21 protein-coding genes are annotated in these 22,120 nt (G+C 60.8%); 12 read left to right on the top strand and 9 right to left on the bottom strand.

Features of this window, described 5'->3' with window-relative positions:
• Nucleotides 1–19: 19 nt before the first annotated feature.
• The 3 genes from JJ869_RS03505 to JJ869_RS03495 form a co-directional block, all read right to left on the bottom strand.
• Complete coding sequence (locus JJ869_RS03505) at nt 20–1,063, bottom strand: permease (RefSeq protein WP_292264596.1); 1,044 nt, start codon at nt 1,061–1,063, stop codon at nt 20–22.
• 15 nt (nt 1,064–1,078) lie between these two features.
• The gene (locus tag JJ869_RS03500; RefSeq protein WP_292264595.1) at nt 1,079–1,396 is read right to left on the bottom strand and encodes a metalloregulator ArsR/SmtB family transcription factor; all 318 of its coding nucleotides are present in this window, start codon (nt 1,394–1,396) and stop codon (nt 1,079–1,081) included.
• Nucleotides 1,397–1,542: 146 nt separating this feature from the next.
• On the bottom strand, nt 1,543–2,019 hold the full coding sequence (locus JJ869_RS03495; protein WP_292264604.1) for an invasion associated locus B family protein: 477 nt from the start codon (nt 2,017–2,019) through the stop codon (nt 1,543–1,545).
• Between the two features lie 229 nt (nt 2,020–2,248).
• On the opposite strand from JJ869_RS03495, the gene JJ869_RS03490 reads away from it, so the two are divergent.
• Nucleotides 2,249–3,247, top strand: coding sequence for an asparaginase (locus JJ869_RS03490; RefSeq protein WP_292264594.1), 999 nt, complete (start codon nt 2,249–2,251; stop codon nt 3,245–3,247).
• Here JJ869_RS03490 and serB read toward each other — a convergent pair.
• Nucleotides 3,219–4,109 (bottom strand): phosphoserine phosphatase SerB, encoded by an 891-nt coding sequence (gene serB / locus JJ869_RS03485; RefSeq protein ID WP_292264593.1) that lies wholly within the window; start codon nt 4,107–4,109, stop codon nt 3,219–3,221. The genes JJ869_RS03490 and serB overlap by 29 nt on opposite strands.
• Before the next feature lie 297 nt (nt 4,110–4,406).
• Here serB and JJ869_RS03480 point away from each other — a divergent pair, with 297 nt between their 5' ends.
• From JJ869_RS03480 to JJ869_RS03470, 3 genes are all read left to right on the top strand, one after another.
• Nucleotides 4,407–5,561, top strand: a complete 1,155-nt coding sequence (locus JJ869_RS03480; protein WP_292264592.1) for a phosphoserine transaminase — start codon at nt 4,407–4,409, stop codon at nt 5,559–5,561.
• A gap of 89 nt (nt 5,562–5,650) precedes the next feature.
• Complete coding sequence (serA, locus tag JJ869_RS03475; protein WP_292264591.1) at nt 5,651–7,246, top strand: phosphoglycerate dehydrogenase; 1,596 nt, start codon at nt 5,651–5,653, stop codon at nt 7,244–7,246.
• 69 nt (nt 7,247–7,315) lie between these two features.
• A complete protein-coding gene (locus tag JJ869_RS03470) occupies nt 7,316–8,053 on the top strand; it encodes a metallophosphoesterase family protein (protein WP_292264590.1) in 738 nt (245 codons plus the stop codon).
• Here the strand turns inward: JJ869_RS03470 and JJ869_RS03465 are convergent.
• Both JJ869_RS03465 and JJ869_RS03460 read right to left on the bottom strand, forming a co-directional pair.
• A complete protein-coding gene (locus tag JJ869_RS03465) occupies nt 8,040–9,050 on the bottom strand; it encodes a cytochrome d ubiquinol oxidase subunit II (RefSeq protein WP_292264589.1) in 1,011 nt (336 codons plus the stop codon). The two genes, JJ869_RS03470 and JJ869_RS03465, sit on opposite strands and share 14 nt — an antisense overlap.
• A gap of 3 nt (nt 9,051–9,053) precedes the next feature.
• Nucleotides 9,054–10,439, bottom strand: a complete 1,386-nt coding sequence (locus tag JJ869_RS03460; protein ID WP_292264588.1) for a cytochrome ubiquinol oxidase subunit I — start codon at nt 10,437–10,439, stop codon at nt 9,054–9,056.
• Between the two features lie 310 nt (nt 10,440–10,749).
• Between JJ869_RS03460 and JJ869_RS03455 the strand changes: the two genes are divergently transcribed.
• The 6 genes from JJ869_RS03455 to JJ869_RS03430 all read left to right on the top strand — a co-directional run bounded on the left by JJ869_RS03455 (nt 10,750) and on the right by JJ869_RS03430 (nt 15,882).
• Nucleotides 10,750–11,184: a universal stress protein gene (locus tag JJ869_RS03455; protein WP_292264587.1), complete on the top strand. Its 435-nt coding sequence runs from the start codon at nt 10,750–10,752 to the stop codon at nt 11,182–11,184.
• A 65-nt stretch (nt 11,185–11,249) separates the two neighbouring features.
• A complete protein-coding gene (locus JJ869_RS03450) occupies nt 11,250–12,749 on the top strand; it encodes an alanine/glycine:cation symporter family protein (RefSeq protein ID WP_292264603.1) in 1,500 nt (499 codons plus the stop codon).
• A 136-nt stretch (nt 12,750–12,885) separates the two neighbouring features.
• The gene (gene smpB, locus JJ869_RS03445; RefSeq protein WP_292264586.1) at nt 12,886–13,359 is read left to right on the top strand and encodes an SsrA-binding protein SmpB; all 474 of its coding nucleotides are present in this window, start codon (nt 12,886–12,888) and stop codon (nt 13,357–13,359) included.
• A gap of 92 nt (nt 13,360–13,451) precedes the next feature.
• On the top strand, nt 13,452–13,742 hold the full coding sequence (locus JJ869_RS03440; RefSeq protein WP_292264585.1) for a hypothetical protein: 291 nt from the start codon (nt 13,452–13,454) through the stop codon (nt 13,740–13,742).
• Nucleotides 13,743–13,840: 98 nt separating this feature from the next.
• Complete coding sequence (sseA, locus tag JJ869_RS03435) at nt 13,841–14,698, top strand: 3-mercaptopyruvate sulfurtransferase (RefSeq protein WP_292264584.1); 858 nt, start codon at nt 13,841–13,843, stop codon at nt 14,696–14,698.
• On the top strand, nt 14,698–15,882 hold the full coding sequence (locus tag JJ869_RS03430) for an amino acid aminotransferase (protein WP_292264583.1): 1,185 nt from the start codon (nt 14,698–14,700) through the stop codon (nt 15,880–15,882). The genes sseA and JJ869_RS03430 overlap by 1 nt, the downstream gene beginning before the upstream one ends.
• Nucleotides 15,883–16,034: 152 nt before the next feature.
• Here JJ869_RS03430 and JJ869_RS03425 read toward each other — a convergent pair whose 3' ends face one another.
• The 3 genes from JJ869_RS03425 to JJ869_RS03415 all read right to left on the bottom strand — a co-directional run bounded on the left by JJ869_RS03425 (nt 16,035) and on the right by JJ869_RS03415 (nt 20,251).
• Complete coding sequence (locus JJ869_RS03425; RefSeq protein WP_292264582.1) at nt 16,035–16,379, bottom strand: antibiotic biosynthesis monooxygenase; 345 nt, start codon at nt 16,377–16,379, stop codon at nt 16,035–16,037.
• Nucleotides 16,380–16,427: 48 nt separating this feature from the next.
• Complete coding sequence (locus JJ869_RS03420; protein WP_292264581.1) at nt 16,428–19,412, bottom strand: error-prone DNA polymerase; 2,985 nt, start codon at nt 19,410–19,412, stop codon at nt 16,428–16,430.
• A 107-nt stretch (nt 19,413–19,519) separates the two neighbouring features.
• Nucleotides 19,520–20,251, bottom strand: coding sequence for a 4'-phosphopantetheinyl transferase superfamily protein (locus JJ869_RS03415; RefSeq protein WP_292264580.1), 732 nt, complete (start codon nt 20,249–20,251; stop codon nt 19,520–19,522).
• A 113-nt stretch (nt 20,252–20,364) separates the two neighbouring features.
• Here JJ869_RS03415 and JJ869_RS03410 point away from each other — a divergent pair, with 113 nt between their 5' ends.
• Nucleotides 20,365–21,048 carry a hypothetical protein gene (locus JJ869_RS03410; protein ID WP_292264579.1) on the top strand — a complete coding sequence of 228 codons (684 nt, stop codon included), beginning with the start codon at nt 20,365–20,367 and terminating at the stop codon, nt 21,046–21,048.
• 76 nt (nt 21,049–21,124) lie between these two features.
• Nucleotides 21,125–22,111 (top strand): deoxyribose-phosphate aldolase, encoded by a 987-nt coding sequence (gene deoC, locus JJ869_RS03405; protein ID WP_292264578.1) that lies wholly within the window; start codon nt 21,125–21,127, stop codon nt 22,109–22,111.
• The last annotated feature ends 9 nt before the right edge of the window (nt 22,112–22,120 follow it).

The following is a 22,120-nucleotide window of genomic DNA, read 5'->3' as shown; positions in this document are numbered from 1 at the left end:
CGAAGACGCTTCCCTGTGCCTAGATCATCGTCCAGCCCTGATAGGCCATCCCGATCAGGAACGCGCCGCCCAGCGAGATGGCGATGTAAAGCGTGAACACCCGGGGTTTGACCAAGGCCCAAACCGCAATGGCGGCGGGCAGGGATGTCACGCCCCCGGCCACAAGGAAGGCAAGGCCCGCGCCCTGCGCCATGCCCTGCTCCATCAGTCCGCTGATCAGCGGCAGGGCTGCATAGCCGTTCAGATAGGCGGGCACACCCACGACCGTTGCGATGGCGATGGGGCCAATGCCGGTGCCGCCAAGAACAGAGGTGATGGTTTCTGCCGGGATATAGGCCAGCATCAGGCTTTCCAGCAGAAATGCCAGTGTCAGCCATTGCGCGAGGAACAGCGTGGTTTTCAGCGCCTCCTTGCCGAACTTCTCAACCCGGTCGGCGTGGTCCCAAAAGCGCCAGACGACGGGCTTGGGGTTTCGGATCTTGGCCGATCCGCAGCCGCCATTGCCCACACCTTCGCGTAGGGCGTCATGCAGGACATAGCTGCCAGCCAGAAAGTACACGATGAAGCCACCCGCCACGCCAAGGCCAATCGCCGCCAGCGTCTTGGCCACCGCAAATTCAAACCCAAGCACCCCAGAGGTCAGCAGGAACATCGATGGGTCCATCACCGGCGACGCCAGCCAGAAGGCCATCACTGCCGACAAGGGCACGCCCATCGTCAAAAGTGCGGCGATCAATGGAATGACGCCGCAGGAACAGAAGGGCGACAGACCACCCGCCAGCGCGGCCAGAAAGATCATCAGCGCGGGCGATCCGGTAAAGGCGCGGGCGATCAGGTTGTCGGCCCCGGTCGCAACTGCCCATGCGGCTATGCCGATGGACAACAGAAGGTAGGGGCCGGTTTTCACAAGTGCCTGAACCACAAATCCAAGGCTTTCCTGGGCCTGAGAGGGCGATATCAGGGCGACCAGCATGAAGAGGATAGCAGAGGTGATCCACACCTTCTGTTTCTTGATCGCGATCCAGGTCTGGTTCGGCGGGGCGTTCGATGTGAGGTCGGCCATTCTGTATGTCCTTGTTTACGCGGCGTCGGTGTCGGCGTTTGCGCCAAACCCCGTGCAGCATTCGTCCGACAGGAAGCCAATCACCTTGTTCATCCTGTCGAAATCGACCGTGTTGATCACTTCGCGTCCCTGTCGCGTCTGTGCGACCAATCCGGCGTCGACCAGCATCTTGAGATGATGTGCCTGGGTCGAGGCAGGCAGGCCAAGGTGTTCGGCGATCTGGCTTACAGTCAGGCCTGAATGCCCGGCCTTGACCAGAACGCGGAAAATCTGAAGCCGGGCTTCATGGCCCAGGGCCGACAATGCGCGCGCGTGAAGTTGGATCTGATTCATGAAACTATAAAACTAGAAATGTAGTTTTGTTGCAAGGACCAAATTTCAGCCATGACAGAAAAGGGCCGGACACACCTGTCCGACCTGCCAAAATACCGACATCGATATGAAAGGGCCAAGACAGATCGCTCTGCCTCGCCGATGGCTTACCCGCCGGAACAGCGCTTTTCCGCGTCTTCGACCGCAGCGGTGAACCCCAAAAGCGAGAACGTGTCCTTGGTCGTGGTGCCCCGTGCCGAACGCGCCGTAATCACCGCATCAGCCCCGCGTTTCATCGCGGTGACGATCTTGGAATCGTCCTGCGGTGTGGCGGGCCATGCCCATTCGCCTTCAGTGAAAAACTCGAACTCGGTGCCGCTGATGTTGACATTGACCGTCGATCCCGGCGCGAACGGATAGCCGCCGGTAAAGGCCACCTGGCCCTGCACTTCGGCACCCGGACGGTAGAACACCATCAACAGGATTTCGCCGCGCGTCACGGCCACGACGCGTCCGTCTTTGGTGTTCACGCTTTCCTTGTAAGTCGTCACCGCCCAGCATTCGCGCGGATCCTGTCCTTCGAACACGCTCCAGTCGGTGATGGCATTCACGCGGTTCGTGCTTGTTTCCTGCGCCGCGCCCATACCTGCCGTCACCAGCGCCACCGCACCGATCACTGCCCCGCCAATCCATGAATTCATGCGTCCAGCCTCCAGACTGTCCTTAGCCTCAACTCGTTTGTTTGCCACAGTATGGGGTTAACCCCCCTTATGTCACTGCAACTTTGCCCTCGACGGCGTGAGAATAGCCTGATTTATGGGGATCTTTAAAGCCCAATTGGCAGTTTTTTGCCCAACCCTACAGGAGCAACCTATGGCACAGCCTGCTGCTTTGGCCGAGGTCTGGCGCGGACCGTTTCTCGAAAGCCACCATAGCGGTCACGCGGTGATTTGTGACGGATCGGGGCAGATCGTTTCTGCCTGGGGGGATCCTGACGCCGTTGTGCTGCCGCGCAGTTCGTCGAAGATGATCCAGGCGCTGCCTCTGCTGACATCTGGCGCAGCCGATGCGCGGGGTCTGACGACCGAACAGCTGGCTTTGGCCTGTGCGTCGCATCAGGGGGCGAAGATCCATGTGGACCGGGTGAATCGCTGGTTGGCCGATCTGGGTCTGTCCGACGATGCGCTGTGCTGTGGGCCGCAGGTCAGTCGCGACACCGATCTCAAGATCGAAATGATCCGCGCGCACGAGTCGCCCTGCCGCGTACACAACAACTGTTCCGGCAAACACGCGGGCTTCCTGACCCTGACCCAGCATCTTGGCGCGGGTCCGCACTATGTCGACCCTGAACATGCGGTTCAGAAAGCCTGCCTTGAGGCGTTCGAGACGGTCACGGATCAAACAAGCCCGGGGTTCGGGATCGACGGCTGTTCCGCGCCAAACTTTGCCACCACGATGCACGGTATGGCCCGTGCGATGGCATGGTTTGCAACCGCCTCGCAGCGCTCAGACACCATGAGCACCGCTGGGGCGCGGCTGGTCGAGGCGATGCACACCCATCCAGAACTTGTCGCTGGCGAAGGCCGGGCCTGTACGCGGCTGATGCGGGTTGCCAAAGAGCCGGTTGCTCTCAAGACGGGTGCCGAGGGGTACTTCATCGCCATCCTGCCGACCCGTGGCTTGGGTGTTGCGGTCAAGGCGGCAGATGGTGCGACCCGTGCCGCGGAATGTGCGATTGCTGCGATCCTCGTGAAGCTGGATGTGCTCGACGCCGACAATCCCGAAGTCAAAGCCTTCCTGACTCCGACCGTTCACAACTGGGACGGTCTGGTGACCGGTGAGATCAGGCCAGCGCCGGGGCTTCTGGCGTAACGAACTCGGCGCGGCTGTAGCCCTGCAGGAACAGCAGGGCTGTCAGATCACCGTGGTTGATGCGCAGCTTGGCTTGTGCCTGCACGCTGGGCTTGGCGTGCAGCGCAACCCCGGCACCGGCCCGTTGCAACATGCCGAGGTCATTGGCCCCGTCGCCCACGGCCAGCACGTCGGCCTCGGTGATCCCAAGTCGCGCTGTGATCTCTTCAAGTGCCGTCACTTTGGCTTCGCGGCCAAGGATCGGACGCGATACATCACCGGTCAGCGTGCCGTTTTCGACAAGCAGTGTGTTGGCGCGGTTTTCGTCAAAGCCAAGCGTTGCGGCCACCCGCGAGGTGAACGCAGTAAACCCGCCTGACACCAGCGCGGCATGCGCCCCTTGCGCCTTCATGGTGGCCAGCAAGACAGGGCCACCGGGCATGAGGGTGATGCGAGTGGCAAGAACGTCGTCGATCACCGACTCGGGCAGCCCTTTGAGAAGTGCGACCCGTTCGATCAACGCACCTTCGAAATCCAATTCCCCATTCATGGCCCGCGTGGTGATCGCTTTCACATGTGCACCGACGCCCGCCACCTCGGCCAGTTCGTCGATGCATTCCTGCTGGATCATGGTGCTGTCCATGTCGGCCAGCAGCATCTTCTTGCGCCGATTCGCGCTGTGCTGAATCGCCAGATCGACGCCCTGATCCTGAAGCGCCGTCCAACTGGACTCGGCGGTGTCGGGCACAGAGGGCATGTCAAATTCCGCCGCTTCGTCCGGGGACAGCCAGACCAGATCACCGCCGCCCCATGCGTTGCGCAGCGCTTCGGCAAGCGCGGAATCAAGGGCTCCCGGACGGGCAATCAACGTGGCTGTGAACATAAAGAGACTCCAGGCAGGGTAGGCGGCGATGTACCGACGGTCCGGAAAAAAGACCAGTCAGAAGTACGGCACAGACCTCTACTTCTCTATCCAAATTCGCCCGGTCTGCGCCACCAGCCGTCGCGACCTATGGCGAACTGATCAAAGTTTCCGATCCGCAACAGACGCCGCAAAGGAAATGCCAAATGCGCCGCATTGGTCGCATTTTCCGACTTGCTTGGCTGACGCCGCACGCATAAACGCAGCAGCGGGACACCCCTCCCCAACGAGGGGCGCTTATCTGGAAGGGTAGCTAAAATGGCTATTGCACAACCGGCATCGCGGCCGGTCAATCCGCGGTTCTCCTCTGGCCCCTGTGCCAAACCCCCCGTTTACAAACTGGAAAATCTCGCCGACGCGCCGCTGGGTCGCTCGCACCGCGCTGGTGTCGGCAAGGTCAAGCTGAACGCCGCGATCGAAGAGACACGCGCGCTGCTTGGCGTGCCCGCTGACTACAAGATCGGCATTGTTCCCGCGTCCGATACCGGCGCGGTTGAAATGGCGATGTGGTCGCTGCTCGGCGCTCGCAAGGCCACCATGGTCGCCTGGGAATCCTTTGGCGCTGGCTGGGTCACTGACGTTGTGAAACAGCTCAAGATCGACGCTGAGGTGAAAACCGCTGACTATGGTCAGATCGTCGACATGGCGACGGTCGATTATGACACCGATGTCGTGTTCACCTGGAACGGCACCACCTCCGGCGTGCGGATGCCCAACGGCGACGCGATCCCGGCGGACCGCGCGGGCCTGACGATCTGTGACGCCACCTCGGCCGCCTTCGCGATGGACCTGCCGTGGGACAAGCTCGATGTGACGACCTTCTCCTGGCAGAAGGTGCTGGGCGGCGAGGCGGCGCACGGGATGCTGATCCTGTCCCCGCGTGCGGTCGAACGGCTCGAATCCTACAAACCGGCATGGCCGCTGCCCAAGATCTTCCGCATGACCAAGGGTGGTAAGCTGATCGAAGGCATCTTTGTTGGTGAGACCATCAACACGCCCTCCATGCTGGCGGTCGAGGATTACCTGCTGGCGCTCGATTGGGCGCGTTCGGTTGGCGGCCTCAAGGGGCTGATGGCGCGGGCGGATGCCAACGCCAAGGCTGTCTGGGATTTCTGCGAGGCCAACGACTGGATCGCCAACCTTGCCGAAGACCCGGCCACACGGTCGAACACCTCGGTCTGCCTGAAATTCACCGATAACCGGATCACCGATGGTGCGGCATTTGCCAAGGCGGTCGCCAAGCGGCTTGAAGCCGAAGGCGTCGCGCTGGACATCGGGGCATATCGTGACGCGCCTGCAGGTCTGCGGGTCTGGTGTGGTGGCACGGTCGAAACGGCAGACATCGAAGCGATGCTGCCGTGGCTCGACTGGGCGTTCCACGCCGAGATCGAGGCGCTCGCCCAAGCGGCCTGACACGTGCCGGGCTGAAGCCCGACCTTCCCAAGATGCGTAAGGCGGGCATTTGCCCGCCACTCTTCCCATATTTTCAAAGGACCACTGACATGGCTCCCCGTGTACTCATCTCTGACGAACTTTCCGATGCAGCCGTCCAGATCTTCAAGGACCGCGGCATTGATGTCGACTTCCAGCCCAAACTTGGCAAGGACAAGGAAAAGCTTGCCGAGATTATCGGCCAGTATGACGGCCTTGCGATCCGCTCGGCCACCAAGGTCACGCCGACGATCCTTGAAAACGCGACCAACCTCAAAGTTATCGGTCGTGCCGGCATCGGCACCGACAATATCGACAAGGACGCCGCCTCGAAAAAAGGCGTGATCGTCATGAACACGCCCTTTGGCAACATGATCACCACCGCCGAACACGCAATTGCGATGATGTTCGCCTGTGCGCGTCAAATCCCGGAAGCGTCTGCTTCGACACATGCAGGCAAGTGGGAAAAGTCGAAATTCATGGGTGTCGAACTTACCGGCAAAACGCTGGGTGTGATCGGTGCAGGCAATATCGGCGGCATCGTTTGCGACCGGGCGCGTGGTCTGAAGATGAAGGTCATCGCCTATGATCCCTTCCTTGGTGAAGACAAGGCCAAGCAGATGCAGGTGGAAAAGGTTGAACTGGACGACCTGCTCAAGCGTGCCGATTTCATCACGCTGCACGTTCCGCTGACGGATCAGACCCGCAACATTCTGAGCCGCGAGAACCTTGAGAAGACCAAGAAGGGCGTGCGGATCATCAACTGTGCCCGTGGCGGTCTGGTAGATGAAGAGGCGCTGGCCGATCTGTTGAAATCCGGCCATGTGGCTGGTGCCGCGTTCGACGTGTTCAGCGAAGAACCCGCCACCGACAACCCGCTCTTCAACCTGCCGAACGTGGTCTGCACCCCGCACCTTGGCGCGGCCACAACCGAAGCGCAGGAAAACGTGGCGCTGCAGGTCGCCGAGCAGATGGCCAACTACCTGCTGACCGGTGCAGTTGAAAACGCGCTGAACATGCCGTCGGTGACGGCTGAGGAAGCCAAGATCATGGGCCCGTGGATCAAGCTGGCGGATCATCTGGGCAGCTTTATCGGCCAGATGACCGACGAGCCGATCAAGGCGATCAACATCCTCTATGACGGGTCGGTCGCCGAGATGAATCTCGAGGCGCTGAACTGTTCTGCGATTGCCGGGATCATGAAGCGCGTGAACCCGGACGTGAACATGGTCAGCGCTCCGCTCATCGCCAAGGAGCGGGGCATCAAGATCAGCACGACCAATCAGGCGAAATCCGGTGCGTTTGACGGCTACGTCAAGGTGACCGTCGTCACGTCAGAGCGCGAACGCTCGATCGCGGGCACTGTGTTCAGTGACGGCAAACCGCGTTTCATCCAGATCAAGGGCATCAATATCGACGCCGAGATCGGGGCACACATGGTCTATACCACCAACGAAGACGTGCCGGGCATCATCGGGACGCTGGGCACAACCATGGGCGAAAACAACGTCAATATCGCGAACTTCACTCTGGGGCGGTCTGCCGCCAAAGGTGAGGCGATTGCGCTGCTGTATGTTGATGAACCGGTGCCGACCAAGGTGGTGGACAAGCTCAAGGCGACCGGGCTTTTCAAGCAGGTCAAGCCGCTACAGTTTGATGTTGCCTAACGCCGGTATCCAAGCTTTTCGGGGGCGGTTCTGATTGCGCCGCTCCCAACCTCATGCCACACACCGGACATGACACGCACCATATACGCGATCGGTGATATTCACGGCCAGCTTGGCATGCTCGAAGACGCGTTGGCGATGATCGACGCTGACGGTGGCGCCAACGCACGCGTGGTCTTTCTCGGCGATTATGTGGATCGCGGCCCTGACAGCAAAGGCGTGATCGATACACTTATTCAGGGGCAGTCCACAGGGCTGGATTGGGTGTGCCTCAAGGGCAACCATGACCGGTTCTTTGAGTGGTATCTCGCCCCTGATGGTCCACGTTTTGATCCGCATCTTCTTGTGGGATATCACTGGTTTCACCCGGCCATTGGCGGCACGGAAACCATCGCGTCCTATGGCGTCTACCTGCCGGACCGCATCCGTAAGGCCGATCTGGCCGATCTCTTGCACGCAGAGGTGCCGGACACGCACAAAGCGTTCCTGCGGGCGTTGAAAACGTCCCATCACGAAGACGGGTTGTTCTTCGCCCATGCGGGCATTCGCCCCGGTGTTCCGCTGGATCAGCAGGTCGAAAACGACCTGCTTTGGATCCGGCAGGAGTTTCACAGCGACAAGCGCAACCACGGGTCCATCGTTGTGCACGGCCATACCCCCGTTGATGCGCCGGAGCGCTATGCGAACCGGATCAACCTCGACACGGGCGCCGGTTATGGGCGCCCGCTGACCGTTGCGGTGTTCGAGGGGGATGAGGTGTTCCGATTGACCGATGCAGGCCGCGAACGCATCCCTAGTCGTAGCTGAGCGTGGTAGCCTTGCCCCGGAACACCGCATAGGCCAACGCGGAGTATCCCATGATCATCGGTAGCACGAAGAGCGTGCCAATCAGGATGATGAACAGGCTTTCGGGGGCACTGGCTGCATCGTAGATGGTCAACTGGTCGGGCACGATGAACGGGTAGAACGAATAGGCCATCCCGAAAAAGCCCAGCACGAAAAGCACGATGGTTGCCGCGAAGGGGAACCACGCAAAGCTGTCATCGCTGGTGGGCAGGCGGCGCAGCGCCAGCCACAGAAGCACGATCAGCGCACCCGACATCAGCGGCAGAGGCAGGAGCAAAAAGAACTCCGGCATGGAGAACCATTTGTCGAAGATGCGCGGGCTGACAAAAGGTGAGGCCAGCGAGACCGCGCCCATACCAAGCACAACCCCCCAAATCCCGCCTTTGGACCATTGCACTGCCTTGAGCTGTAAAGCGCCTTCGGTCTTCAGGATCAGCCATGTCGCGCCGATGAAGCTGTAGGCGACCGTGAGGAACACGGCCGTCACCGCCGAGAAAGCCAGCGTAAAGGCGGTCACCTCCAGCCCCATGATGTACATGCCCAGCATGTAACCCTGGCTGAGCGAGGTCATCATTGACCCGATATAGAACGCCCAATCCCAAGCCTTCTTGTGATGCGACGGAGCTTTGACACGGAATTCAAACGAGACACCGCGCAGGATGAGCCCGACCAGCATCACCGCGACGGGCAGATACAGTGCGGTCAGAATGGTGCCATGGGCGGATGGAAACGCCACCAGCAGGATGCCGATGGCCAGAACCAGCCATGTTTCATTCGCATCCCAGAATGGGCCGATGGATGCGATCATGCGATCCTTTTCATCCTTGTCGGCGAAGGGGAACAGAACCCCAACGCCAAGGTCAAACCCGTCCAGCACGACGTAGATGAGGATCGACAGCCCAAGCAGGGCGGCGAAGGCGAGGGGCAGCCAAGTGGCCGGGTCTCCGAAAAGGTCCATGGCTTACTCCGCCGCAACAGTGACTTGGGCTTCGCCTGACGCTGGTATGCGCGTTCCAAGCGGTTCGCCCTTGGCGGCCTTGCGGGCAAGGTAGAAGAGCACGCCGATATAAGCCGCAAGCAATGCTGCGTAGATCGCGAGGTAGACGATCAGGGTCGAGGCGACCAGCGGAGCCGGTACATCAGCCACAGCGGCTTCCGTAGTAAGCACGCCCTGCACCAGCCATGGCTGACGACCGATCTCGGTTGTGTACCAGCCGGCAAGCGTTGCCACCCAGCCGGAAAAGGCCATCGGCACCATCGCCCAAAGCAGCGGCTTGGGCAGACCTTCGACACCGCGCTTCTTGCGGGCCATGAAGAACACGGCAGACCAGCTGAGCAGCAGCATCGCCATGCCGGTCGCCACCATAATGCGGAAGCTGAAGAACACGGGTGCCACGGGCGGGTGCAGTACGGTACCATCCTCTGCCACGAAGTCATTGAGCCCAGGCACGACGCCATCAATCGAGTGTTTGAGGATCAGCGAGGCGCCGTTCGGGATGCCGATCTCGAAATCGTTGGAACGGGTTTCCTCGTTCGGGATGGCAAACAGAACCAGCGGCACGTTCGGCCCGGTTTCCCAGTTGCCTTCCATCGCGGCCACTTTCTGGGGCTGATGCTCCAGCGCGTTCAGGCCGTGGAAGTCACCTGCCAGGATTTGCAGCGGGATCAGCACCGCACCGATGGTCATGCCGGTCTTGAGCGTCGCGCGGACGCCGTTCGACCGATCCCCGATCAACCAACGGAACGCGCTCAGACCCGCCAGAAGGAAGGCCACGGTCAGGCCAGAGGCCAGCAGCATATGGACCAAGCGGTATGGCATGGACGGGTTGAAGATGATGGCCCACCAGTCGGTCGCAAAGGCCACGCCATCGCGCATCTCGAACCCGGCGGGTGTGTGCATCCAGCTGTTTAGGACGAGAATCCAAAACGCTGACATCGTCGTGCCGAACGCCACCAGAAACGTCGACAGTGTATGTAGCCAGCTTGGCACCTTCGACATTCCGAATAGCATGATCCCGAGGAATACCGCCTCAAGGAAGAAGGCGGTCATAACCTCATAGGCCAGCAGTGGGCCTGCGATATTGCCGACGCTTTCCATGAAGCCCGGCCAGTTGGTGCCGAACTGGAACGACATGGTGATGCCGGACACCACACCCATTGCAAAGCTGAGGGCAAAGACCTTGACCCAGAAGCGATAGGCCTCAACCCATTTCTGGTCACCTGTTCCGGCAAAACGCAGTTTGAAGAAAAGCAGTACCCAGCCCAATGCGATCGTGATCGTCGGGAACAGGATGTGAAACGAGATATTCGCACCAAACTGAATGCGCGAGAGGATGAGAGTGTCCATGAAAGGCCATCCTTTAAGGTAATTTTGTCTGTTACTGTGAAAGATAGGGCGCAGATGCAGGTTTCCCTGCTCCTGCGACAGCATTGCACACCGATTTCTGAAAGATGCCTTGGCGCAAACTCTATTTTTGGTTGCGCCTTGTTCAAAAGCACTTCGATACAGGACAATGTTGCGCAAAACACTCTCTAAAAGAAAGATTTTTGCGGCGTTTGGGCGATCTTGAGCAGAAAAAGAGGCAAATGGGCTTTTCATTTAATGGTAGAGTGTCGGCACCGGCAGTTAGACCGGGAACACTCCAAAGGGGGACATTATGTCTGAGAAATTCGTCGTGGGATACGACGGGAGCGATGTTGCAAAACGTGCTCTCGATTTCGCCGTATCACGGGCCCAGGCCCAAGGGGGCAGCATCCTGATCGTTCATGTTCTGGAATGGTCGCCTTACTCGTTCCTGACACCAGAAGAGATTGAAGAGCGCCATGCGCGCCGAAAAGAAGAGCTGGATCGCGCGGAAAAGGCGCTGATGGCGCCTCTGAAAGCCATGATCGCAGCCGCAGGTGTCCCTGTGGAAACCCAGATCAAATACGGCCACGTCGCCAAAACGTTGTGCGAAGTCGCCAAGAAGGAAGGCGCCACGCAGATGGTCATCGGCCGTGATGGCGATGGCGGACTGTCCAGCCGCGTGTTCGGCTCGGTTGCCGGCTCTCTGGTTCAGGTCGCTCCGGTGCCCTGCACAATCGTTCCATAACCGCAGAGGAAATCCAAAAGATGACACGTCTTGTTCCAACGGCGGTTCTGGCCGTCTGTTTCACCATGGTCGCAGCCCTTTCGGCATCGGCACAATCCATCGACGAAACCATCAACGGCATCTTCGCCAGCTCCACAGGTTGGTTCGTCAACCTGATCTTTAGCAACTTTCCCGGCACCAACTTTCCATGGATCGTCGGCTGGCTGGTGGTCGCTGCAACCGTGTTCACCGTCTATTTCGGGTTGATCCAGTTCCGCGCCTTCGGCCACGCCATCGCGCTGGTCAAAGGCGATTATTCGGACCCGAACGATGCGGGTGAGGTCAGCCACTTTCAGGCGCTGGCAACCGCGCTATCCGGCACTGTCGGCCTTGGCAATATCGCCGGTGTGGCGGTGGCCATCGGCATCGGTGGGCCAGGTGCCACGTTCTGGATGATCCTTGCCGGTCTTCTGGGTATGGCGTCCAAGTTCACCGAGTGTACGCTGGGCGTGAAGTACCGTAACGAATACCCGAACGGTACGGTGTCCGGTGGTCCGATGTACTACCTGACCAAAGGGTTCGCCGAACGCGGCGTCGGTGGCGGCAAGTTCCTTGCGGTGATGTTCTCGATCTTCTGTATTCTCGGGGCGCTCGGCGGCGGTAACATGTTCCAGGCCAATCAGGCCCATGCGCAGCTGACCAATGTGTTTGGCGAATACCCCGGTTGGATCACTGGCGTTATCTTTGCCGGGATCGTGTTCGCGGTGATCGTGGGTGGTCTGAAATCCATTGCCCGCGTGACCGAAAAGGTCGTGCCCTTCATGGGGATCATTTATGTCGGCACCGCGCTGATCATTATCCTCATGAACTACGACAAGATCGGCTGGGCCCTTGGCCAGATCTTTGCCGGGGCGTTTACCGGGCTTGGTGTGGCTGGCGGGCTTGTCGGTGCATTGATCCAGGGCTTCCGTCGCGCCGCGTTCTCGAACGAGGCGGGCGTGGGCTCGGCCGCGATTGCACACTCTGCGGTGCGCACCAAGGAGCCCATCACCGAAGGGTTCGTGTCTCTGCTGGAGCCGCTGATCGATACGGTGATCGTCTGCACCATGACGGCACTTGTGATCATCATCACCGGTCAGTTGATCTCGGATCCGAACACTGGCCTTTACGTGCTCAATGAAGCGGGCACCGCGATCCGCACCGTGGGCGACACATCCGGCGTGGCGCTGACCTCTGCGGCGTTCTCGTCGTCCATCGGAGGCTTCAAGTATATCCTCGCGCTGGCGGTGATCCTCTTTGCCTTCTCCACCATGATCTCGTGGTCCTATTACGGGCTGAAGGCGTGGACCTACCTGTTCGGTGAAGGCAAGGGTCAGGAACTGACCTTCAAGGTGATCTTCTGCCTCTTCGTTGTCATTGGCGCAGCAGCCAGCCTTGGCCCGGTCATCGACTTCTCGGATGCCGCGATCTTTGCCATGGCGGTGGTGAACATCATCGGTCTTTACGTCCTGATGCCCATCGTGAAGCGCGAGCTGAACAGCTACTGGTCGCGTCTGAAGTCCGGCGAGATCAAGAAGTTCTCCTGAACCGTTCAATGGACCTGAAATGCGAAAGGGCGGGCCATCTGGTCCGCCCTTTTCCGTGTCCGCATCGCAAAAGCGGTTTCAAAACCCGCGCGACATCATATATCTACCCCTCTCGCGGGCAAAGGAGACCGCAGCGATGGCCAAGCCAAAGGACAATCCGAACTACAAGGTGATCGCCGACAACCGTCGCGCGCGGTTCGACTATGCCATCGAGGATGATCTGGAGGCGGGCATTGTTCTGCAAGGCTCCGAGGTGAAGTCCCTGCGCGAGAACAGCGCGAACATCACGGAATGCTACGCGGCGGTCGAAGAGGGCGAACTGTGGCTCGTGAACTCGTATATCGCGCCTTACAACCGCGCGATGTTCCCGCATGAGGAACGCCGCCGCCGCAAGCTTTTGGTGTCGCGCAAGGAATTGTCACGCCTCTGGAACGAGACTCAGCGCAAGGGCATGACGATTGTGCCGCTGGTGCTTTACTTCAACGACAAGGGCAAGGTGAAGATGAAGCTCGGCATCGCCAAGGGTAAGAAAAACCACGACAAGCGCGAAACCGAAGCCAAGCGGGATTGGAGCCGTCAGAAGCAACGTCTGCTCAAGACGGCCGGCTGACGGGGAATTTCACACAGCTTTTTCGCTGAAATCCGAACCAGGTTTCAGCCACGCTCTCTCGCACATGCGGGGTGTGAGGGAGGCGCTGATCTTTGGAACTTTTTATATCGATGATGTCCGGCCTGTTGGTTGGGGTGATCGCCGGAGCGATGTTCAAGCATATAGACTATGGAGCACTGGTTAATGCGCTGGTCGGCCTGGCGGGTGGCGCAGCCGGTTATCAGGCAATCAGACGGGGGGCCTCGTCCAACAATTCAGAGCATACCGACCCTGCGCCCAGTCTTGAACTCGATGTATTTGTCGATTTGCTTGTGATTGGCGGAGTCGGTGGTGCGATCCTGCTTGTGGTATACGGTGCGCTGCGCAATCGGGCGTCGCGCTAGAGTCGAAAGTCACATCCGCGTCGATCCAGTCCTCTCCCTTGCGAGTCAGGGCGGTGAGTTCTATGCAGAACCGATCACATTAAGAAGCGGCGACAGACATGGCACAGGACGACCCGAAAACGCTGGTCTCGACAGACTGGCTTGCCTCGCATATGCGCGACCCCGATCTGCGCATTCTGGACGCGTCGATGTACATGCCGGGAAGCGAACGGGACGCAAAGGCCGAATATGCCCAGGGCCACATCCCCGGCGCACGGTTCTTCGACATCGACGAGATCTCTGACAGCCGCTCTGACCTGCCGCATATGGCGCCGCCGATCGAAAAGTTCATGTCGCGGATGCGGGCGATGGGTGTCGGCGATGGCCATCAGGTGGTGGTTTATGACGGCGCGGGCCTGTTTTCTGCTGCGCGTGTCTGGTGGCTGTTCAAGCTGATGGGCCAGAACGATATCGCGGTCCTCGATGGCGGCTTGCCGAAATGGGTCGCCGAAGGTCGCGAGCTTGAAGACATGCCTCCGATCATCCGCGACCGCCACATGACGGTGCGGCGTCAGGCGCATCTGGTCAAGGACGTGACGCAGGTCTCTGCTGCCTCCAAGCTGCGCGATCAGGAGATCATCGACGCACGCTCGCCCGGACGGTTCCGGGGTGAAGAACCCGAGCCACGCCCCGGCATGCGCGGCGGCCATATTCCCGGTTCGAAAAACGTCCACTATGCAAGCCTGCTCAACGCCGATCAGACGATGAAAACGCCCGAGGAAACCCGCGCGATTTTTGAAGCGGCGGGTGTGGACCTGTCGAAACCAGCCATCACCACATGCGGCTCTGGCGTCACCGCGGCGATCCTGTCGCTTGCAATGGCGCGCATGGGCAAAGACGACCATTCCCTTTACGACGGCTCGTGGTCCGAATGGGGGATGTTCCCCACGGTTCCCGTTGCCACTGGAGACAATTGATGTTCGAGACCCTCAAGGAACAACCTGCTGACAAAATCCTTGCCCTGATGCAGACCTATCGCGACGATCCGCGCGATGGGAAAATCGACCTGGGCGTTGGTGTCTACAAGGATGCGTCCGGCAACACGCCGATCATGCGCGCAATCAAGAACGCCGAGCAGCAGCTGTGGGAGGCCGAAACCACCAAGGCCTATACCGGTCTTGCGGGTGATCCGGCCTTCGCAGATGCGATGATCGCGATGGTTCTGGGCGATGCCGTGCCGCGCGCCAACGTGGCGGCTGTGGCAACGCCCGGTGGCACGGGTGCCGTCCGTCAGGGCTTTGACATGGTGAAGATGGCGAACCCGGAGGCCAAGGTCTTCGTCAGCGATCCGACCTGGCCGAACCACCTGTCGATCCTCAAGCACATGGGCATGACCATGGTGCCCTATCGTTATTTCGATGAGGAGTCGCGCGGTGTGGATTTCAACGGCATGATGGAAGACCTCGCCAAGGCTGGTCCGGGCGACATCATCCTTGTGCACGGCTGCTGCCACAACCCGACCGGTGCGAACCTCAACATGTCGGAATGGAAGGCGCTGGTTGATCTGCTGATCAAGACGGGTGCGACGCCGATGGTCGACATCGCCTATCAGGGCTTTGGGGACGGGCTCGAGGAAGACGCAGCAGCGACCCGCCTGATCGCGGCGTCGGTGCCGGAGACCATCATCGCAGCAAGCTGTTCCAAGAACTTCGGTATCTACCGGGAACGCACTGGTCTGCTCATGGCCGTCGCGGCCAATCCGTCGGCGCATAAGCTGAATCAGGGCACTTTGGCCTATCTGAATCGTCAGAACTATTCTTTCCCGCCGGATCATGGCGCGCGTCTGGTTACGATGGTGCTGACCGACGATGCGCTGCGCGCGGAATGGGCTGCAGAACTGGAAGAGATGCGGAACGGCATGCTTGGCCTGCGCGAACAACTCGCCGCTGAGCTGCAGCGCCTGTCGGGCTCTGACCGGTTCGGATTCATCGCCCAGCACCGGGGCATGTTCTCGCGGCTCGGGGCGACACCCGAACAGGTAGAGCGGCTGCGCGAGGAGCATGCGATTTATCTTGTCGGAGATTCCCGTCTGAACATCGCGGGTCTCAACAAGGAGTCGGTGCCGATCCTTGCAAAAGCGATGATCGACGTCGGGATCTGAGTTTACCTGTTATTCGAATTGCATGGGCGCCTTCGGGCGCCCATTCTTTTTGTCTCGGCCTGCAGCCTCGGGCCTATGGGGGTGTGACGCGTTTTTCGGGTGCGGTGCGGTTTGCAATGTTGCATTTGCATATTTGCAAAAAGAAGAAGCCGTCAGCCATGCGCCTTGACGCTGTCCTCGGGGGCCTGATCGCGGTCGAACATGCCGTAGTCGCGCATCACGTGGCAGACGCGCAGGCGGTAGTCCGAGAATATACCATTGCGGCCGTTGGATTGGGCATTGCGGTGCGCGGCCAGTTTGCGCCAGCGGTGCACCGCGTCTTCATCCTCAAAGAAGCTGATGGACAGAAGCTTGTCCGGGTTCGTCAGGCTTTGAAAGCGTTCGACCGAGATGAAGCCTTCGACCTGTTCCACCATCGGTCGCATGGTGGCTGCGATGTCGAGATAGGTGTCTTTCTGGCCCTCGGCGGGCATGACTTCGAAGATGATGGCGATCATTTTGGGTTCCCTTTTTGGGGGCGACAATGACTTGACTGCTCGCGGCAATCAATCCGGGTTCGCGCGGGTGAAGGGCAGCGGCATCGGTGGTTTGTACGGTTTGGGTGTCGAAACGTAAGGTTGAACCGTACGGGACGGATCGGGCGTCAGGATGTGCCGCAGGAGCGCCACCGGGTGGCGGCGTAGGGTGAGGCGCAGGGCGACGTAATCCTCGACCACCTGTTCGCCCTCGGTCATGGCGGGCAGGTGGGCTGCGGGTTCAATGATCGCCTCGCCGTCGATGTCGCCGTCAAACAGCGGCAGGGTCTTGCGGGTGGTCAGCGCCTTGGCCTCCCACAGGGCTTGCCTGCGGGTGAGGCCGATCTCGCGGAAGGTGTCGGCCTCGGCCAGACGGGCGATGGTCGCGGGGTCAAGCCCGGCGCGACGCCAGAGGTCACCGATGCTCTGGTAGCCATTGCCGCGTCCGGCGGCGATCCATGACGCGTCTTCCTCGTTCAACCCTTTGATCTGTCGGAAGCCCAGCCGCAGGGCGAGGCCACCCTTGGCGTCGGGTTCCATCACGTTGTCCCAGAAGCTGGCATTGATGCAGACAGGCAGGACGGTCACGCCATGTTCGCGCGCATCGCGGACGATCTGGGCCGGGGCGTAAAACCCCATGGGCTGGGAGTTCAGCAGCGCGCAGGCGAAGATGCCGGGGTGGTGGTGTTTGATCCATGCACTGGCATAGACCAGCAGGGCAAAGCTGGCGGCGTGGCTTTCGGGAAAGCCGTAAGATCCGAAGCCTTCGATCTGCGAGAAACAGCGTTCGGCGAAATCATCGTCATAGCCCTTGTTGCGCATGCCGCGCATGAAGAGGGTGCGGAACTCTGACACGTTGCCGTGTTTCTTGAAGGTGGCGAGAGACCGGCGCAGGCGGTCGGCCTGTTCGGGGGTGAAGCCCGCGCCGACAATGGCGATCTGCATCGCCTGCTCCTGAAAGAGCGGCACGCCAAGAGTTTTGCCCAGCACCGCCCCCAACTCGTCCGAGGGAAAGCTGACCTCTTCTTCGCCATTCCGGCGGCGGATGTAGGGGTGAACCATGTCGCCCTGGATCGGACCGGGACGGATGATCGCGACCTCGATCACCAGATCGTAGAAGGTGCGCGGTTTCATTCGGGGCAGGAAGTTCATCTGCGCGCGGGATTCGACCTGAAAGACACCAACGCTGTCGGCTTTGCAGAGCATGTCGTAGACCGCCGGGTCTTCGGGCGGCAGGGTGGCGAGGTTGTAGTTCTGGCCGTGATGCAGTTTCAGAAGATCAAAGCTCTTGCGGATACAGGACAGCATGCCGAGGGCCAGCACATCGACCTTGAGGATACCCAGAGCGTCGATATCGTCCTTGTCCCAGCAGATGACGGTGCGGTCCTCCATCGTGGCGTTTTCGATGGGGACCAGTTCGTCGAGCCGCCCTTCGGTGATGATGAAGCCGCCGACATGCTGGCTGAGGTGACGGGGAAAGCCGATGATCTCGAAGATCAGCTCCATCGTCAGCTTGAGGCGGTGGTCGTTCGGGTCGAGGCCGATTTCGCGCATCCGATGCTCTTCGAGGCCATTGGTCGAGAAGAAGCCCCAGAGCTGGGAAGAGAGCGCGCCGATGGTGTCTTGGCTGAGGCCCATGGCAGCACCGACTTCACGGATGGCGCGTTTGCCGCGGTAGTGGATCACGGTGGCACAGAGGCCGGCGCGGTGACGACCATATCGGTCGTAGATGTGCTGGATCACCTCTTCGCGGCGTTCATGTTCGAAATCGACGTCGATATCGGGCGGTTCGTCGCGGGCCTCGGACACGAAGCGTTCGAACACCATCGTGCCGATTTCGGGAGAGACCGAGGTCACGCCGAGGCAGTAGCAGACCACCGAGTTGGCGGCGGACCCGCGCCCCTGACAGAGAATGCCCCGGTCGCGGGCGAAGGCGACGATGTCGCGCACGGTGAGAAAGTAAGGTTCGTATTTCAGCTTGCCGATCAGGGTGAGTTCATGGGCGAGCAGCTTTTTCACCTTGTCGGGCGCGCCATGCGGGTAGCGCCATTTCAGCCCTTCGTGCGCGAGGCGGGACAGGCGCTGGGCGGCGGTCTCTGACCCGGTGATTTCGCTGGGGTATTCGTAGCGCAGTTGGCCAAGGTCGAATGTGCAGGTCTCGGCCAGTTCTGCAGCGCGGTCCACCGCATCGGCATGGGGGCCAAGCAGGCGGCGCATTTCGGCCTCGGACCGCAGGCGCTGTTCGCCATTGGCGAGCGCCTTGGTGCCCAGTTCGTCAACGCGGCAGCCCTGGCGGATGGCGGTGACCACATCCGCGAGCTTGCGGCGGCGGCCGTGATGCATGATCGGATTGGCCGAAGCCACGGTGGGCAGGCCCAAGCTGTGTGCCAGCGCTGCGATGCGGTCGAAGCGGGGGCTGTCCTGCCCGTCATAGAGCGGGCTGAGCAGGAGATGGGTCTGTCCGGGGAAGCGGCGCGACAGCCGTTCCGCCTGTGAATGCCAGTCGCCCGCGCCGCGCTGTGCCGTCAGCGCCTGTGTCGGCGGGTGCAGGAGCCAGATGAGACCGCCTGTGCATTGGACCAGATCGTCGAGTGTCAGGTGGCAGTCACCCTTGGGGGCGCGGCGGCGGCCGGTGGTGATCAGGCGGCAGAGCTGCGCCCAGCCTTGCCGTGTGCTGGCCAATGCGGTGGCGGTGAAGCCGGTGTCGGTGACGACCTTCGCGCCGAGGATAAGCCGGGGCACATGGGTCAGGATGTGACTGCGCCGGTGGTCGATGTGGGTGGGCACAGGCGGGCCGATGGGGCCATTGCGCGATTCAAGGTCGGTGCGTTCGCGGATGAGACGTTGGAGGGTTTTCCCTTCCGTCCAGGCGCGGACGATGCCAGCCACGGAATTGGTGTCGGTGATGGCGATGGCCGAGAGGCCCAGCGTGGCGGCACGCTCCATATACTCCTCGGGGTGAGAGGCCCCGGTGAGGAAGGTGAAATTGGAGGTGATCGACAGCTCTGCGAACATATCTCTCCTTTATGTTCTTATTTTGTTCTTTTTCCAGTGATTCGAGTCAGTCAGGCGGCCTGCATCCTGGCAGGCGGTGCGTTTGCGTATTTGGAAAGAGAAGAAGATCAGGCGATGGGCACGGAAAGCCATGTCAGCACATGGGTGCCCGTCAGGCGGTGCTGGATCTCGAAGCGGCGTCCCGTTGGCAGGGTTTCCGTCAGGTCGGTGGTCAGGGCGAGGGTCAGGCTGGTCTGGCCGGGGGCTTCGGTCAGTTCGGCGGCGTCGAAACCGAAATGGTGGCCGACCTGTGGGAAGAGCGCCTTGAACAGCGTTTCCTTGGCCGAAAAAGCCAGCGTGGCGTTGGTGGCCGAGGGAAACGGGCCTTGGGTGATCCTGTCGCGTTCGGTGGCGTTCAGGGTTTCGGAAAGGATCGCGTTCAGACTGCGGCCCGACGCGATGGCTTCGGTGTCGACGCCGTAGCTGTGGGTCGTGTCACGGGACAGCAGACAGGCGCAGCGGCCTCGCGCATGGCTGATCGAGCCGGACAGGCCCTTGGGCCAGAGTGGCGCGCGTCCGGGTTCGGTGGTCACGCGGGCCAGCGGATGATCCAGAAGCGCCATCGCGGCCCGTGCCATGGCCCGGCCTGCGAGATATTCGGCACGGCGTTTTTCGACCGCGCCCAACAGATGCGTCGGGCAAACGATGTCCAGACTGTCGAACAGGGACTGTACGAAGCCACCGGGGTGGAAGGATGCAGTGACCAGCACGGCTCCGGGACTGCGGCTGTCCTCGATGTCGATCTTCGACAGGAAGCCCTCGGAACGGGTGTGAATTTCGATGAGGGGGGCATGGGTCATGGCTGCCTGCAATCCCTGTAACGCTGCATCTGGTCAAGCAAAAAACCATCGGGTTGCATTTACTTGGGGTCCCGGCGGCACTAGTCCTTGGCGTGTCAACTGGAGGTGGTGCGATGCAAGGCGGAACCCGCACACGCGGCGTGATGTATGTGGCCTGGGGCAAGGCGCATGTGGATGTCGCGCGGCGGTCGGCGGCGTCGGTGAAACGGCACAATCCGGGACTGCAGGCGGCGATTTGGTGTGCGGCGGACGATGACACCAGCGGGTTTGACCAGAGCTTTGTCATTCCGCCAGAGATGACCCGGCCCAAGGTGGGAGCGCTGAAGTTCAGCCCGTATGACGAGACACTGTATCTGGACAATGACACGATGATCCGGGCGGATCTGTCGTCGCTTTTTGACCTCTTGCAGAAGTTCGATCTGTGCGGGGCGCACGTGATGCTGTGGCATCGGCCCCGGCACAAGCGGGTGTGGCAGACCGAGGTGCCGGAGACTTTTCCCGAGATCAATTGCGGGGTGCTTTTATATCGCAAGGATGCCGCGACTGATGCGTTCTTCGATGACTGGCAGGCGGCCTATGATGCGGCAGGGTTCAAGATCGACCAGCCGACGTTCCGCGAGACGTTGTGGAAGTCCGATCTGCGGTTCTATGTGTTCCCGCCGCAATTCAACAAACGGATCTTCGAGGCGTCGGAGTTGATCTGGTCGGACCAGCCGAAGCCGCGCATCCTGCACTTGCCAATCCTGCGGCCACAGAAGAATGCGCTGAAGAGGTGGCTCTCGAACCTGATCCGCTAGGGCGCGCTACGCGGCGTCGTGTCTTGTCTGCGCCGTGTGGCCGTGTCAGCATTCGCGTTCAAGGAGTGAGTGATCCATGCAGACTACGACACGTGAGACGGTGCATTTGCCGCAGACGCTTGAGCCGCGCAATCCGGGGATGGCGCTGGATCTGGACTGGGTGATGCGCGCGACCGCAAACCGCTCGGCGATTGAGCGGCGGGCGGCGACGCTGCCGGGGCGGCGGTCGGTCAAGAAGGACTATCAGGCGGCGTGGCTGTGCCGGGCGATCACCTGTATCGACCTGACCACTCTGGCGGGGGATGACACGGTGGGACGTGTGGCGCGGCTTTGCGCCAAGGCGCGGCAGCCGGTGCGGGCGGATCTGCTGGCGGCGCTGGGCATGGATGGGCTCAAGGTCGGTGCGGTCTGCGTCTATCACGACATGGTCGAGGCAGCGGTGGAGGCACTGGCGGGAACAGGGATTCCCGTTGCTGCGGTCAGCACGGGGTTTCCGGCGGGCCTGTCGCCGTTCCACCTGCGGGTGGCGGAGATCGAAGAGAGCGTGAAAGCGGGTGCTGCCGAGATCGACATCGTGATCTCGCGTCGGCATGTGCTGACGGGCAATTGGCAGGCGCTTTATGACGAGATGCGCGCCTTCCGCGCCGCCTGTGGTGAGGCGCATGTGAAGGCCATTCTGGCCACGGGCGAGCTTGGCACGTTGCAGAACGTCTCGCGCGCCTCGCTCGTATGCATGATGGCGGGGGCGGATTTCATCAAGACCTCGACCGGCAAGGAAAGCGTCAACGCCACGCTGCCGGTGTCGCTGGTGATGATCCGGGCGATCCGGGATTATTTCGAAGAGACCGGTTACCGCGTGGGCTACAAGCCTGCGGGCGGGATTTCCAAGGCGAAGGATGCGCTGGTGTACCTTGCGCTGATGAAGGAAGAGCTGGGTGACCGCTGGGTGCAGAACGATCTGTTCCGCTTTGGCGCGTCGTCGCTTCTTGGCGATATCGAACGGCAGTTGGAACATCATCTGACGGGTGCCTATTCGGCCTCGTGGCGGCACGCGGCCGGGTGAGGCGAAACG

The organism is Marivita sp., assembly GCF_017643905.1.
In the GTDB taxonomy this organism is placed as follows: domain Bacteria; phylum Pseudomonadota; class Alphaproteobacteria; order Rhodobacterales; family Rhodobacteraceae; genus Marivita.
Note: the sequence above shows the minus strand (reverse complement) of the source record. Positions and strands in the feature narration are given on the sequence as shown.

Bases quoted from the DNA above. Each gene is read 5' to 3' on its own strand.
- JJ869_RS03505 (WP_292264596.1), bottom strand. From the start codon at position 1,063: ATGGCCGACCTCACATCGAACGCCCCGCCGAACCAGACCTGGATCGCG.
- JJ869_RS03500 (WP_292264595.1), bottom strand. From the start codon at position 1,396: ATGAATCAGATCCAACTTCACGCGCGCGCATTGTCGGCCCTGGGCCAT.
- JJ869_RS03495 (WP_292264604.1), bottom strand. From the start codon at position 2,019: ATGGGCGCGGCGCAGGAAACAAGCACGAACCGCGTGAATGCCATCACC.
- JJ869_RS03490 (WP_292264594.1), top strand. From the start codon at position 2,249: ATGGCACAGCCTGCTGCTTTGGCCGAGGTCTGGCGCGGACCGTTTCTC.
- serB (WP_292264593.1), bottom strand. From the start codon at position 4,109: ATGTTCACAGCCACGTTGATTGCCCGTCCGGGAGCCCTTGATTCCGCG.
- JJ869_RS03480 (WP_292264592.1), top strand. From the start codon at position 4,407: ATGGCTATTGCACAACCGGCATCGCGGCCGGTCAATCCGCGGTTCTCC.
- serA (WP_292264591.1), top strand. From the start codon at position 5,651: ATGGCTCCCCGTGTACTCATCTCTGACGAACTTTCCGATGCAGCCGTC.
- JJ869_RS03470 (WP_292264590.1), top strand. From the start codon at position 7,316: ATGACACGCACCATATACGCGATCGGTGATATTCACGGCCAGCTTGGC.
- JJ869_RS03465 (WP_292264589.1), bottom strand. From the start codon at position 9,050: ATGGACCTTTTCGGAGACCCGGCCACTTGGCTGCCCCTCGCCTTCGCC.
- JJ869_RS03460 (WP_292264588.1), bottom strand. From the start codon at position 10,439: ATGGACACTCTCATCCTCTCGCGCATTCAGTTTGGTGCGAATATCTCG.
- JJ869_RS03455 (WP_292264587.1), top strand. From the start codon at position 10,750: ATGTCTGAGAAATTCGTCGTGGGATACGACGGGAGCGATGTTGCAAAA.
- JJ869_RS03450 (WP_292264603.1), top strand. From the start codon at position 11,250: ATGGTCGCAGCCCTTTCGGCATCGGCACAATCCATCGACGAAACCATC.
- smpB (WP_292264586.1), top strand. From the start codon at position 12,886: ATGGCCAAGCCAAAGGACAATCCGAACTACAAGGTGATCGCCGACAAC.
- sseA (WP_292264584.1), top strand. From the start codon at position 13,841: ATGGCACAGGACGACCCGAAAACGCTGGTCTCGACAGACTGGCTTGCC.
- JJ869_RS03430 (WP_292264583.1), top strand. From the start codon at position 14,698: ATGTTCGAGACCCTCAAGGAACAACCTGCTGACAAAATCCTTGCCCTG.
- JJ869_RS03425 (WP_292264582.1), bottom strand. From the start codon at position 16,379: ATGATCGCCATCATCTTCGAAGTCATGCCCGCCGAGGGCCAGAAAGAC.
- JJ869_RS03420 (WP_292264581.1), bottom strand. From the start codon at position 19,412: ATGTTCGCAGAGCTGTCGATCACCTCCAATTTCACCTTCCTCACCGGG.
- JJ869_RS03415 (WP_292264580.1), bottom strand. From the start codon at position 20,251: ATGACCCATGCCCCCCTCATCGAAATTCACACCCGTTCCGAGGGCTTC.
- JJ869_RS03410 (WP_292264579.1), top strand. From the start codon at position 20,365: ATGCAAGGCGGAACCCGCACACGCGGCGTGATGTATGTGGCCTGGGGC.
- deoC (WP_292264578.1), top strand. From the start codon at position 21,125: ATGCAGACTACGACACGTGAGACGGTGCATTTGCCGCAGACGCTTGAG.